Below are 12,132 nucleotides of genomic sequence, written 5' to 3'. Positions count from 1 at the left end.
GAATCCTCGAGGGACCGCTTAGACCATTTCCCGGGTCTTGTCGTAGCGGATGACCGCCTTGGCGGTGGCGCGCTTGGTCAGCACCTGGATCACGCGCGCCACGGTGCCGGACACCACGGCGAAGGCTACCGCCGCCCGCAGGCTGTTCTCCAGGTCATCGTCGCTCTTCGGCGCATCTTTTCCGGTGACCATCTTCCAAACAATCCCCAGCAACTGGCTGGCTGCCAAGCCCGCGCCGATACTCACCAGTGTGCCCAAGAGCCTCAACACAACGCTCATGCCCGCTCCCTTCCGGGGCCGCAGCCCCGTCTCAACTGCTGTTCCGGTTCCCAGCCTACTGCCCGGCACCCGCCCGGGCCGTAGGCCGTCGTGCATTTTCCCCGGGTCTGCGCCCCGAATGCCGCGCCGCCGCGGGCGAGTGTAGACTGGTGCGTGCTGCCAGACAGCATCTAGTGACGACAGGGGAGCGTCCGACCGGCCGGTGCACACCGAGACCGGGAGGGACGCTGAGAGTGCGGATAGACCGCAGACCCTCGAACCTGCTCCGGTTAGTACCGGCGAAGGGAGTCGAGTTCTCGGGGCGCGCCGCGTGGCCGCCCTCCCCTCCTGCAACCAGGAGGATTCCAATGAGTACCGTTTCGAATGCACCCGCCACACCCACCCCTGCCCGGAGGCAGCGTTACGGCTGGCGGGTAGTGGACATCGTCGTGGCCTCGGTGGTCGCCGTGGCCGTCGGCGTCATCTTCTGGGCCTGGTCGGCGGGCTGGCCGCTGATCGAGGGCCTGACCATGGCCTTCCCGCCTTCCGCCGGGCTGTACACCGGCGGCTGGCTGATGGCGGGCGTGCTGGGCGGGCTGATCATCCGCAAGCCCGGCGCCGCCATCTACTGCGAGATGCTGGCCGCGGTTGTCTCCGCGCTGCTGGGCACGAGCTTCGGCATGACCGTCCTGGTCTCCGGCCTGATCCAGGGCCTGGGCGCCGAGGTCGTCTTCCTGCTCTTCCTGTACCGCAGGTTCAATCTCGGCGTGGCGCTGCTGGCCGGCCTGGGCGCAGGCCTGGCGCTGTCCATCAGCGAGAACATCCTCTACAACATGCTCTGGGCCGCCCAGTGGCAGCTGGCGTACGTGGGCTTCGCCGCCGTGTCCGGCGTCGTGATTGCCGGGCTGCTGCCGTGGCTGGCGGTCAGGGGCCTGGCGAAGACGGGTGCGCTGTCCTCCTTCGCCGCGGGACGCACGGCAGACGCCTGAGCCGTTTGATGGGAGCGCAGAGTACGACGGCGGCGCCCGGCCCGGTGCCGGTTCTCGCCGAGGGGTGGGGCTGGCGGCATGCCGGCCGCAAGGATCCGGCGGTGCGCGCGGCCAGTTTCAGCATCGCCCCGGGCGAACGGGTACTGCTGCTGGGCGCCTCCGGGGCCGGCAAGTCCACGCTGCTGCACGCCATGGCCGGCGTCCTCGGCGACGAGGGCGAAGGCGAGGAGACCGGCCGGTTGAGCGTGGCGGGGGTGCGCCCCTCCGAGGCCCGCGGCCGGGCCGGCCTCGTGCTCCAGGATCCGGAGAGCCAGCTGGTGCTGGCCCGGGTGGGCGACGAGGTGGCCTTCGGGGCGGAGAACCTGTCGCTGCCGCGCGGGCAGATCTGGGACCGGGTCAGCGAATCCCTGGCCGACGTCGGCCTGGCCGTCCCGCTGGACCATCCCACGTCGGCGCTCTCCGGCGGCCAAAAACAGCGGCTGGCGCTGGCCTCCGTCCTGGCCATGCGGCCGGGGCTGCTGCTGCTGGATGAGCCGACCGCAAACCTGGACCCCGCCGGGGTGCGGGAAGTACGGGACGCCGTGGCCCGTGTGCTGGACCGCACCGGCGCCACCCTTGTGGTGGTCGAGCACCGGGTGGCGGTCTGGGCGGACGTCGTGGACCGCGTGATCGTGCTCGCGGCCGGCGGCGGCGTGCTGGCCGACGGGCCGCCGGGCACGGTGCTCGCCGAGGGCGCCACCCGCACCCGGCTGATCGAGGCCGGCGTCTGGGTTCCCGGTCATACCCCGCGGCTGGAGCTGCCCGCGGCGCCCGCCCCGGGCGGGCCGTTGCTGCGGGCGGCGGCCCTGGACGTGTCGCGGAACCGGAAAGCCGCGCCGGTGCTGCGTGGGGTGGACCTGGACCTGTTGGCCGGGCAGGCGCTCAGCGTCACCGGCGCGAACGGTGCCGGCAAATCCACCCTGGCCCTCACCCTCGCCGGCCTGCTGGCACCCGCGGGAGGGGATCTCTCGGCGACGCCGGCCTTGCAGCGCGGTGCCGCCTTGTCCCCGGCTAAGTGGAAGTCCGCGCAGTTGGTGACCCGGATCGGCAGCGTCTTCCAGGAACCCGAACACCAGTTCCTCACCGGGACGGTGCTCGACGAACTGGAATTCGGCCCCCGCCGCGTGGCCAAACTGCCCGAGGCGGCCGTCCGGCAGCGCGTGGACACGATCGCCGAGCGGCTCCGGCTGACCCGCCTGCTGCAGGCCAACCCGTTCACCCTCTCGGGCGGCGAGAAACGCAGGCTGTCGGTAGCCACCATGCTGGCCACCGGCCCGGACATCCTGATGCTGGACGAGCCGACCTTCGGACAGGACGCCAACACCTGGGCCGAACTGGTCACGCTGCTGGCCGAGCTGGTGGCCGAGGGCCGGAGCGTGGTCTCGGTGACGCACGACGACGACTTCACCGCCGCGCTCGGCGGCGCCGTCATCCGGGTGGCGGACGGCGGCGTTCGCCCGGCCCAGCCGCTTAGGAGGGCAGCATGAGCATGGACCTGATGAACCCACGGCTGGCCGCCTCCCCGTTCAGCCGCGCCAACCCGGTGTCGAAGCTGGCCGCCGCCGCCCTGGTCACCGTGGTGGTCATGCTCAGTGTGGACTGGGTCAGCGCCTCCGTGGTGCTGGCCGCCGAACTGTTGCTGATGCCCGTGCTGGGTGTCAGCCCATGGCTGCTGCTGAAGCGCGGCTGGCCGCTGCTTGCGGCGGCTGCCGTCGGGGCCTGGGCAACCGCCTTGCTCGCCGAGAAGACCGGGGCCGTGCTGTTCCGGTTCGGTCCGCTGATCTTCACCGAGGACTCGGTGGCCGGCGGCGTTGCCATCGGCCTGCGGTCGCTCGCCGTTGCGCTGCCGGGCATTTTCCTGCTCCTGACGACCGACCCGACGGACCTGGCGGACGCCTTGGCGCAGAAGCTGAAGCTTCCCCACCGGTTCGTGCTGGGAGCGCTGGCCGCCATGCGGCTGGTGGGGCTGCTGGTGGAGGAATGGCGCACCCTCGGTCTGGCGCGCCGCGCCCGCGGTGTCGGGGCGGAGAACCGGCCGCTGGCCAAGGCGGGCGCGTTCGCGGGCCAGGCGTTCGGCCTGATCGTGCAGGCCATCCGCCGGGCCACCCGGCTGGCCGTCGCGATGGAGGCCCGCGGCTTCGGCGCCGGACCCCGGACCTGGGCGCGCGAATCCACCTACAGCATGGTGGATGTGTGGGTGTTGCTCGGCGGCGCGGTCGTCGCCGGCGCAGCCGCCGCCGCCGCCGTGGCCGCCGGGACCTGGAACTTCATCTTCGTGTGAACCGGCCCCCGGCGGACCCCGGCGATCGACGATCCATGAGAGCCGGGGTCCGCCGATCCATACAGGGCTAAGGCTTGAGCACCACCTTGATGCAGCCGTCCTCCTTCTTCTGGAACTTCTCGTACATCTCCGGCGCCTGCTCCAACGGAACCTGGTGGGTCGCCAGGTCGAGCACGCCCAGCGGGTCCGACGGGTCGTCGACCAGCGGCAGCAGATCGTCGATCCACCGCTTCACGTTGCACTGGCCCATCCGCAGCTGGAGTTGCTTGTCGAACATGGTCAGCATCGGCAGGGGGTCCTTCATCCCGCCGTACACGCCGCTGATCGAGATCGTGCCGCCGCGCCGGACGGCGTCGATGGCGGTGTAGAGCGCGTCGAGCCTGTCCACCCCTGCCGCCTCCATCGCCTTGCGGCCCACGGCGGACGGCAGCAGCCCCACCGCCTGGTGGACCGCGCCGGCCACGGGCGAGCCGTGCGCCTCCATGCCCACGGCGTCCACCACCGAGTCCGGCCCGCGGCCGTCCGTGCGCTCCCGCAGGTCGTCCGCGACGTCGCCGTGGAGGTCCAGCGTCTCGATGCCGTGGCGCTCCGCCATTGCCCGCCGCTCCGCCACGGGGTCCACCGCGAGCACCCGGTAGCCGAGGTGCCGGCCGATCCGGGCGGACATCTGGCCGATGGGACCAAGGCCGAGCACGGCCAGGGAACCGCCCTCCGGCGGGGCCGCGTACTGCACGGCCTGCCACGCGGTGGGCACCACATCGGAGAGGTACAGGTAGCGCTCGTCCTCACCGGCGTGGGGCACCTTGATGGGTCCGTAGTCCGCGTGCGGCACACGCAGGTACTCGGCCTGTCCGCCGGGCACCGAGCCGTAAAGCCGCGAGTAGCCCAGGAACTGGGCATTGTTGTTGTACTCGCGGACCTGGGTGGTCTCGCACTGGGACTGCAGGCCCTGCCGGCACATGAAGCAGTGGCCGCAGGAGACGTTGAACGGGATGACCACCCGGTCCCCGGCCTTGATGTGCGTGACGGCCGAGCCGACCTCCTCCACGATCCCCATGGGCTCATGTCCGATGATGTCGCCCTTGTCCATGAAAGGAGTGAGCACCTCGTAGAGGTGCAGGTCGGAGCCGCAGATGCCGGTCGAGGTGATCCTCACGATCGCGTCCGTGGGCTCCTGGATCCGCGGATCCGGGACCTCCTCCACGCTGACCGAGCGCCTCCCTTGCCACGTCAGAGCCTTCATTGTCCTCCTTCTCAGGGCTGCCGCCCGGACGGAACGACAGCATGCTGATCTTTCGGTCCAATCGACCCTAACACTGCACTAACGCGGTGGTCGAAGCGGGTATCGATCCCGGAAGGCGTCCAGGCCGAGGGGCATTTTTCATCAGTCCGACGGCAGGACGGCGTCCTACGAACCGACCAGGACGAAGACGTTGCCGTCGGGCGCACGCATCACGGCCACATGCCCCGACTCGGTGGCGAAGGGCGCCTCAATCCATTCCACCCCGCCGTTGGAAGACAGCTCCTCGAGGGTCGGCATGCAAACGCATTCAAGCTTCATGAACATGGGCGGTGGCTCCTCGGAAGACCCGGTCGGGGCAGCGTCAAGCGCGATGTTTCCTCACCGGTTACTCCTCCTGGCTGCCCTGGGCCAGCAGCGCCGTCAGTTCCTGGGTCAGATCGGGGGAGACGGGGATTTCCTTACCGTCGATGCTCTTGACCGGGGCAAGCAGGCGGATGCTCGAAACCAGCCAGACGGCGTCGGCTTCGTAGAGGTCGTGCGGCTCCAGCGGGCCGTAGCCCAACTGCCACCCGGCGGCTTCTGCCGCCTTGAACAGCACCGACTGGGACGTGCCCGGCAGGATGCCGCTCTCCAGCAGCGGCGTCACCAGCGTCTTCACGCCGTCGCGCACCCGCGCCATCAGTACCGTGGACGTGGGCCCTTCCAGCACGCGGCCGTCGCTGGACGTGAAGATGGCGTCGTCGGCGCCGTTCTTGTGCGCATAACGCAGCGCCGCCATGTTGACCGCGTAGGAGAGAGTCTTGGCCCCCATGAGCAGCCACGGGGCGCGTTCGGCCAGCGAGCTGTCGTACCCGCGGTCGAGCAGCAGCACGGAAATGCCGTCGGTGCGCTGGCGCCGCCCTGCCGCCGGTGGCAGCGAGGCCTGAACCCAGGCCGTGGGTGTGGGTGCACCTTCCACGCCGCGGGTCACCAGCAGCTTGATTACCAGCTCCTCGGCCGGCGGGTGCTCGGCGATTGCCGTCGCGATGGCACGCTCCCAGGCGTCCGGGGAGGGAAGCTGCAGGTCCATGGCCCGGGCGGAGCCGGCAAGCCGGTCCAGGTGCGCCCGCAGCTTGCGCGGGACCCCGTTGACCGCCAGCAGGGACTCGAAGATGCCGTCTCCGCGGGTGGCCCCGAGATCGGTGGCCATCAGCTGGGGCCGGGAGGCATCTGCGACACGTCCCGCCTCGTGGGCAGGGTCCAAAAACACCAGAACTGTCATGGCTCCAGCTTAGTGAGTCTGCCCCCAAACGCCGGGTAGGCTGGGAGGATTGCGCCGGCACACGGCGGGAGGGGAGGAACAGCCGCGTGCTGTGGTCGTTTGCGGGGCTGGGCACATTCCCCGAGTGGGCCGTCGTGATTCTGGGCGTCATGGATATGGCCATCCGCGTCATCGCCCTGGGCGTGATTCCCGGGAACCGCCGCCCCAATACCGCCATGGCCTGGCTGCTGGCCATCTTCTTCATCCCGCTGATCGGGCTGCTGCTCTTCTTCATGTTCGGCCGGTACCGCCTCTCGGAGCGCCGGATCGCCAAGCAGTCGGAGATCAACGGCCGGGTGTGGGCCGCCACCCGCAACCTCAAGGAGCCGACCAGCGAGCAGGAAGCCCCGGCCTGGGTGCACTCGGCTGCAGAGTTGAACCGGCGGCTCGGCGCCTTCCCCATGGTGGACAGCAACCACGTGGAGCTGTATCCGGACTACGACGAGTCCATTGACGCGATGACCGAGGCCGTGCGCGAGGCGCGTGAGTTCGTGAACATCGAGTTCTACATCATGAGCCGCGACGAAACCACCGGCAAGCTCTTCACCGCCCTGGAAGAAGCCGCCGCCCGGGGTGTCCGCGTGCGCCTGCTGTTCGACCACATCGGCACCCTCCGCGTCGCCGGCTACCGCAAGTTCCGCCGCTGGCTCGAGACCACCGACATCGACTGGCGCCGCATGCTGCCCGTGCTGCCGGTCCGCGGCCAGTGGCGCCGGATCGACCTGCGAAACCACCGCAAGATCCTGGTGGTGGACGGCCGGGTGGCGTTCACCGGGTCGCAGAACCTGATCGAACCCGGCTACCGCCGTACGTCCAGCCATAAAATCGGCCGCAAATGGGTGGAACTGATGGCGCGCTACGAAGGGCCCATCGTCACGGCGCTGAACGTTGTTTTCGCCACCGACTGGTCCAGCGAAACCGACGACACGCTCGAAGGCGAGCTGTTCACCCCGGCCCCCTTCCGCGAGCCCGGCCCCATGACCTGCCAGGCCCTGCCCAGCGGCCCCGGCTTCGCAACCGAGAACAACCTGCGCTTGTTCAACACGCTCATCTACGCGGCGGTGGAGCGGCTGTCCATCTGCAGCCCGTACTTCGTGCCGGATGACTCGCTGCTCTATGCCATTACGACGGCGGCCCAGCGCGGCGTCGAGGTCGAATTGTTCGTATCCGAACGCGGCGACCAGCTGCTGGTCCATCACGCCCAGCAGTCCTACTATCAGGCGCTGCTGGAGGCCGGCGTGCGGATCTACCGCTACCCGAAGCCGCTGGTGCTGCACGCCAAGCACTTCACCGTGGACGATGAGGTCGCGGTCATCGGCTCCAGCAACATGGACATGCGCTCCTTCTCCCTGAACATGGAGGTCTCCGTCATGATGCTCGGGGACCACATCGTTGAGCAGGTCTCGGAGATCCAGGACAGCTATCGGGTCATTTCCCGGGAGCTCACGCTCGAGGAGTGGAGGCAGCGGCCCCGCTGGCAGCGCTACGTGGACAACGTGGCCAGGCTGACGGCCACGCTGCAGTAACCGGGCCCCGCTCGGGGCGGTGCTTGTTGCCCTCCGTGAACGCCGCCAGGATCTGCCGCTTGAAGTCCGGCCGCGGGTGCGCCGCGGTGGACTGCGTTACTCCGGAAACGTTGCCCCGAGCGCCGAGAGCACCCCGTAGGCCTTGGCGCGGACCTCGTCCCATTCGTCTTCGGGCACGGAATCGGCCGTGATCGCGCCGCCAACGCCCAGGCTCAACCGGTTGCCGTCCATCACGAGGGTGCGGATCACCACGGACAGGTCCGCGGCCCCGTCCAGCGAAAAGTAGCCCACGGCACCCGAGTAGACGCCGCGCGGTCCGGTCTCCAGCCGATCCAGGATGTCCATGGTGCTGATCTTCGGGGCGCCCGTCATCGATCCGGCGGGAAAAGCCGCGGCCACGGCCTCCGCCCGCACCGCCCCGGGCAACAGCTGCGCGTCGATCGTGGACACCATCTGGTGCACCGTCGCGTAGGACTCGATGGCGCACAGCCGGCTGACCTGCAGCGAGCCCGGCACCGCAAAGTGGCTCAGGTCGTTGCGCAGCAGGTCCACGATCATGATGTTCTCGGCGCGGTCCTTGGCGCTGCCGGCGAGTTCCTCGACGACGGCGGCATCGGCGTCGGGATCCGGGAGGCGGCGCCGCGTGCCCTTGATCGGTTCGGCCCGCAGCCGGCCACCGGCGTCCAGGCCCAGGAACCGCTCGGGCGACGTGCTGGCCACGGTGAGCCGCCCGAACCGCAGGAGGCTGGCAAAGGGCGCGGGGTTGCGGCTGCGCAGGGCCAGGTAGGTGTCCAACGGATCCAGCGGTTCCGCCGCAGTCGCCTGCAGTTCCGTGGTCAGGCAGACCTCGTAGGTGTTGCCCTCGGTGATTTCCGCCTGCGCTTCCCGGATTTTGGCCAGGTAGGCCTCGCGCGTGTCGCGGGACCGGAATTCCGGCGCCTGTGGCGGCGCGCCCGGAGCCGGGGCGGGGCCTGGGGCCGGGGACAGTCCGCTGACCACCGCACCGGCAGCGGCGAGCCAGGCGTCGGCGTCGTCCCCCGCGGACGGGCCGGCCAACGCGAGCAGCCACGTGCACTGCCGCCCGTGGTCGAGCACGACGGCGCGGCCGGCGAACAGCAGCGCGGCATCCGGCGCCCCGTCCGGCACCCCGGCACCGACGTCCGAACCCCCGGTCTCGCGCTTGAGCCCGTAGCCCAGGTAGCCCAGCCAGCCCAGGGCGAAGTTCCCGGGGACCCCGGCCGGCAGGGTGACGGTGCGGCGTCCCCACACGGTGTCCAGCCAGCGGAAGAAACCGCCACGGACCCGGGCGGTGGCGTTGCCCCGGCCGACCATGGTCGTGCCGTTGCGGTGTTCGGCCCACGCGCCGAAGGCTCCGCCGTCGTCGGCCAGGACGCTGATCCGGTTGCGGTCGGCGGATTCACGGGTATTTGAACTGTCCAGCCAGACGCTGCGGCGGGAGCCGGCGTACAGGCGCCGGTAGATGTCTTCGGCGTCCGGATAGGCGGCCAGGCGTTCGGCGACCAAGCGGACGCCCTCGCGGGCGGCACGCTCCGGGGCCAAGGCGTGTTCGAGGGCGGGCACCGAGGCCAGCGCGTGGAGCACCTGCGCCGGATCGGTGCCGGAGGGACCGGATTCGACGACGACGTCGGCGGCCGCCGCGACGTCGTCGCTGGCCAGCCAGGCCTCTTCCTGCTCCGCCCAGACGTCCCAGAACGGTTCATACGCGGCGCCGTCCCGGGACAGGGCGCGGGTGCGCCGGTCGGCGGAGGGCGCCTGCAGCCAGATCACGGCGTCGAGGAGCCCGCGGGCAGCGGCATGGGCGGCACCGACGCCCTCGAACACCACCACGTCGGCCGGCTCCGTGGTGCGGGAGGCGCCGTCGCCGTTTGCTTCCCAGTCCCAGGCTGTCCAGCGCGCGCTGTCCCCGGCGGCCAGGGGCCGCAGCACGGAGTCCAGATACCGCTGCTGCCCGCCGGCCAGGCCGTGCCAGCCGGGGTAGATGTCCTCCAGATGGAACAGCGATACCGTGCGGTGGACCCGCAGCATCGCTGCCAGTTCCACGGCCAGCGTGGTCTTGCCGGCCCCCGAGCGCCCGTCGACGGCGATCAGTACGGGCTTAGTGCGCACGGATTTCCCCGCATCCGGTCGCGGCGGCGGCCCGGACCGGGGGATGCCCCCGGACGGGACCGCGGCGGCAGGGGCAGCCGGTGCTGGCGGCGATGATGCGGTACATGTCTTCGAGTCTATGAGAACCGGGCTACAGGAACGCCAGCATGAGGCCGACGGCGATGAACAGCGTGCCGAAGACCCGGTTCATCATCATCAGCCCGCGCGTGGTCCGCGTGAAGCGCTGGAAGGACCGGGCCGCGGCAGCAAAGAAGAACCACATCACGAGGATGTCCACCACCACCACGGTGGCGATCAGGACCAGGTACTGCTGCAGCTGGGGCTGGTCCAGCCGGATGAAGCCGGGCATGAAGGCCAGGAAGAAAACGATCGCCTTCGGGTTGAGCAGGTTGACCCAGAGGCCGCGCCGGAACATGGAGAAGGCGGGCTCGTTGCGCCGCCACTCTTCGATTTCCGCGCCGCCCGCCGGCTTGGCGAAGAACTGCCGCAGGCCCAGGTAGATCAGGTACACCGCACCCGCGTACTTGATGGCGGCGAACAGCATCGGCGACGTGGACACCAGCAGGCCCAGGCCCAGCGCCACGATCACCACGTGGACGACCAGGGCGGCCTGCTGGCCCAAAATCCCCCAGATGGAACGGCGGAAGCCGGCGTTGAGCGAGTTGCTCATGGTGTTGATGGCGCCGGCGCCGGGGGTGAAGCTGATGACCAGGGTGGCGCCGAGCAGCGCCAGCCATAACGAGATTTGCACCAGATGATCCTACGGTGCGGACCGGCGGGTTTCGGTCAGCGGGACTCGAGCACGGCCATGGCCGCGTTGTGGCCGCCCAGACCGCTGACCCCGCCGCCGCGCCGCGCGCCGGCCCCGCAGAGCAGGATCCGCTCGTGCGCCGTGCCCACGCCCCAGCGCCGCGCCGGGGCGTCGAGCGGTTCGTCGTCTTCGGCGAACGGCCAGTCCAGGGGACCGTGGAAGATGCTGCCGCCGGTCAGGTTCAGCTCCCGCTGGAGGTCCAGGGTGGTCTTGGTTTCGATGCACGGCTCTCCGCGTTGATCGCGCAGGATGCAGTCCTCGATCGGCTCGGCGAGCACGGAATTGAGCGAGGCGAGCACGGCGTCCTGCAGCCGCTGCCGCATCGCGTCGTTGTTCTCCTCGGTGATCAGCCGGTGCGGGGTCTGCAGCGTGAACACGGTGAGCGTGTGGGCTCCGGCTGCCTGCAGTTCCGGCGAGAGGATGGACGGGTCGGTCAAGGAGTGGCAGTAGATCTCGGCGGGCAGCGGATCCGGCACCCGGCCCGCGGCCGCTGCGGCGGCGGCCCCTTCCAGCTGCGAGTACAACTCGTTGATGTGGAAGGTGCCGCCGAACGCCGCCTCGGGCGCCACCGAGCCGTCCCGCAGCTTCGGCAGCCGGGACAGCAGAAGGTTCACCTTCGCCTGCGCGCCTTCCGGCGCCGCCTCCGGCCGGGTGGCCGGCCCGGCGCCGGCGGCCGCCAGCAGCCCGTTGAGCACGGCGGGGGAGACGTTGGCGAGCACGCGTTCGGCCGAGACGACGACGCCGCCCGCGCCGCCGTCGTCGTACGTCACCTCTCCCTCGGGGGAGACGGAGGTGACCCGCGCCCGGGTCCGCAGCTCCGCGCCGGCGCTGCGGGCCGCCTTTTCCAGCGCCGCGCTGACCGCACCCATGCCGCCTTCGGGCACGTCCCAGTCACCGGTCCCGCCGCCGATCACGTGGTAGAGGAAGCATTTGTTCTGCTGCAGCGAGGCGTCGTGGGCGCCGGCAAAGGTGCTGATCAGGGCGTCGGTGAGCACCACCCCGCGGACCAGGTCCGAGCCGAAACTGCGCTCGAGGACCTCGCCGATCGGCCGGTCGATGAAGTCGTTCCAGGCCTCGTCGTCGCCGACCCTGCTGCGCGCCTCGGAGCGGCGGGGCAGCGGTTCGGTGACGGAGGGCCAGAGGGCCCGGGCCAGCCGGCCGGTGCGCTGATAGAACCCGGTGAAGGGCTCGAAGTCGGTGGCCGCGCCCACGGCGGCGAAGGAGGAGCGGGTGGCGTCCGGGTCCTGGTTGTCCACCAGCAGGCCCGCCGCGGTCCCGGGCAGGGGAGTGTAGGACGAGAAGCGCCGGCGCAGCAGCCGCAGGTCCAGCCGCAGGTCCTCGATGATGCGACGCGGCAGCAGGCTGACCAGGTAGGAATAGCGCGAGATGCGGGCCCCGGTGCCGGGGAAGACTTCCGCCGAAACCGCGGCGCCGCCGACTTGGTCTTCGCGTTCGAGCACGAGGACGCTCCGCCCGGCGCGGGCAAGGTAGGCGGCCGCCACCAGGCCGTTGTGGCCGCCGCCGGCGATGATCACGTCGTAGTGGGGCATATCAGTCC

The 12,132-nt window shown here is 70.4% G+C and carries 11 protein-coding genes and 1 riboswitch; of the genes, 4 read left to right on the top strand and 7 right to left on the bottom strand.

Translation table 11 applies throughout. The features are described 5' to 3' along the window. Window positions 1-18: 18 nt before the first annotated feature. Window positions 19-279 carry a DUF4235 domain-containing protein gene (locus AC5RVG_RS04730; protein WP_494012894.1) on the bottom strand — a complete coding sequence of 87 codons (261 nt, stop codon included), beginning with the start codon at window positions 277-279 and terminating at the stop codon, window positions 19-21. 171 nt (window positions 280-450) lie between these two features. Next, a riboswitch (TPP riboswitch) is annotated at window positions 451-583 on the top strand. A gap of 43 nt (window positions 584-626) precedes the next feature. Between AC5RVG_RS04730 and AC5RVG_RS04725 the strand changes: the two genes are divergently transcribed. From AC5RVG_RS04725 to AC5RVG_RS04715, 3 genes are read left to right on the top strand one after another with little or no spacing between them, the layout of a single operon-like run. Next, window positions 627-1,247: an ECF transporter S component gene (locus AC5RVG_RS04725; RefSeq protein ID WP_494012893.1), complete on the top strand. Its 621-nt coding sequence runs from the start codon at window positions 627-629 to the stop codon at window positions 1,245-1,247. Between the two features lie 8 nt (window positions 1,248-1,255). Continuing rightward, window positions 1,256-2,773 (top strand): ABC transporter ATP-binding protein, encoded by a 1,518-nt coding sequence (locus AC5RVG_RS04720; RefSeq protein ID WP_494012892.1) that lies wholly within the window; start codon window positions 1,256-1,258, stop codon window positions 2,771-2,773. Continuing rightward, complete coding sequence (locus AC5RVG_RS04715) at window positions 2,770-3,567, top strand: energy-coupling factor transporter transmembrane component T family protein (protein ID WP_494000705.1); 798 nt, start codon at window positions 2,770-2,772, stop codon at window positions 3,565-3,567. Before AC5RVG_RS04720 ends, AC5RVG_RS04715 begins: the two co-directional genes overlap by 4 nt. 67 nt (window positions 3,568-3,634) lie before the next feature. Here the strand turns inward: AC5RVG_RS04715 and AC5RVG_RS04710 are convergent, their stop codons facing one another. The 3 genes from AC5RVG_RS04710 to AC5RVG_RS04700 all read right to left on the bottom strand — a co-directional run bounded on the left by AC5RVG_RS04710 (window position 3,635) and on the right by AC5RVG_RS04700 (window position 6,071). Further along, window positions 3,635-4,810 carry a zinc-dependent alcohol dehydrogenase gene (locus AC5RVG_RS04710; RefSeq protein ID WP_494012891.1) on the bottom strand — a complete coding sequence of 392 codons (1,176 nt, stop codon included), beginning with the start codon at window positions 4,808-4,810 and terminating at the stop codon, window positions 3,635-3,637. A 165-nt stretch (window positions 4,811-4,975) separates the two neighbouring features. Beyond that, a complete protein-coding gene (locus AC5RVG_RS04705; RefSeq protein ID WP_494012890.1) occupies window positions 4,976-5,107 on the bottom strand; it encodes a hypothetical protein in 132 nt (43 codons plus the stop codon). Window positions 5,108-5,195: 88 nt separating this feature from the next. Beyond that, entirely contained in the window at window positions 5,196-6,071 is an 876-nt protein-coding gene (locus tag AC5RVG_RS04700; protein ID WP_494000702.1) for an aminodeoxychorismate lyase, read from the bottom strand. A gap of 86 nt (window positions 6,072-6,157) precedes the next feature. On the opposite strand from AC5RVG_RS04700, the gene cls reads away from it, so the two are divergent. After that, complete coding sequence (gene cls, locus AC5RVG_RS04695) at window positions 6,158-7,636, top strand: cardiolipin synthase (protein WP_494012889.1); 1,479 nt, start codon at window positions 6,158-6,160, stop codon at window positions 7,634-7,636. A gap of 96 nt (window positions 7,637-7,732) precedes the next feature. On the opposite strand, the gene pabB is transcribed toward cls, so the two are convergent. From pabB to AC5RVG_RS04680, 3 genes are all read right to left on the bottom strand, one after another. Further along, entirely contained in the window at window positions 7,733-9,763 is a 2,031-nt protein-coding gene (gene pabB / locus AC5RVG_RS04690) for an aminodeoxychorismate synthase component I (RefSeq protein ID WP_494012888.1), read from the bottom strand. 130 nt (window positions 9,764-9,893) lie between these two features. Then, on the bottom strand, window positions 9,894-10,514 hold the full coding sequence (locus AC5RVG_RS04685; RefSeq protein ID WP_494012887.1) for a LysE family transporter: 621 nt from the start codon (window positions 10,512-10,514) through the stop codon (window positions 9,894-9,896). 35 nt (window positions 10,515-10,549) lie between these two features. Then, window positions 10,550-12,124: a phytoene desaturase family protein gene (locus AC5RVG_RS04680; RefSeq protein ID WP_494012886.1), complete on the bottom strand. Its 1,575-nt coding sequence runs from the start codon at window positions 12,122-12,124 to the stop codon at window positions 10,550-10,552. Window positions 12,125-12,132: the final 8 nt, after the last annotated feature.

This window comes from Arthrobacter senegalensis (genome assembly GCF_059091765.1).
Note: the sequence above shows the minus strand (reverse complement) of the source record. Positions and strands in the feature narration are given on the sequence as shown.

Bases quoted from the DNA above. Each gene is read 5' to 3' on its own strand.
- AC5RVG_RS04730 (WP_494012894.1), bottom strand. From the start codon at position 279: ATGAGCGTTGTGTTGAGGCTCTTGGGCACACTGGTGAGTATCGGCGCG.
- AC5RVG_RS04725 (WP_494012893.1), top strand. From the start codon at position 627: ATGAGTACCGTTTCGAATGCACCCGCCACACCCACCCCTGCCCGGAGG.
- AC5RVG_RS04720 (WP_494012892.1), top strand. From the start codon at position 1,256: ATGGGAGCGCAGAGTACGACGGCGGCGCCCGGCCCGGTGCCGGTTCTC.
- AC5RVG_RS04715 (WP_494000705.1), top strand. From the start codon at position 2,770: ATGAGCATGGACCTGATGAACCCACGGCTGGCCGCCTCCCCGTTCAGC.
- AC5RVG_RS04710 (WP_494012891.1), bottom strand. From the start codon at position 4,810: ATGAAGGCTCTGACGTGGCAAGGGAGGCGCTCGGTCAGCGTGGAGGAG.
- AC5RVG_RS04705 (WP_494012890.1), bottom strand. From the start codon at position 5,107: ATGCCGACCCTCGAGGAGCTGTCTTCCAACGGCGGGGTGGAATGGATT.
- AC5RVG_RS04700 (WP_494000702.1), bottom strand. From the start codon at position 6,071: ATGACAGTTCTGGTGTTTTTGGACCCTGCCCACGAGGCGGGACGTGTC.
- AC5RVG_RS04680 (WP_494012886.1), bottom strand. From the start codon at position 12,124: ATGCCCCACTACGACGTGATCATCGCCGGCGGCGGCCACAACGGCCTG.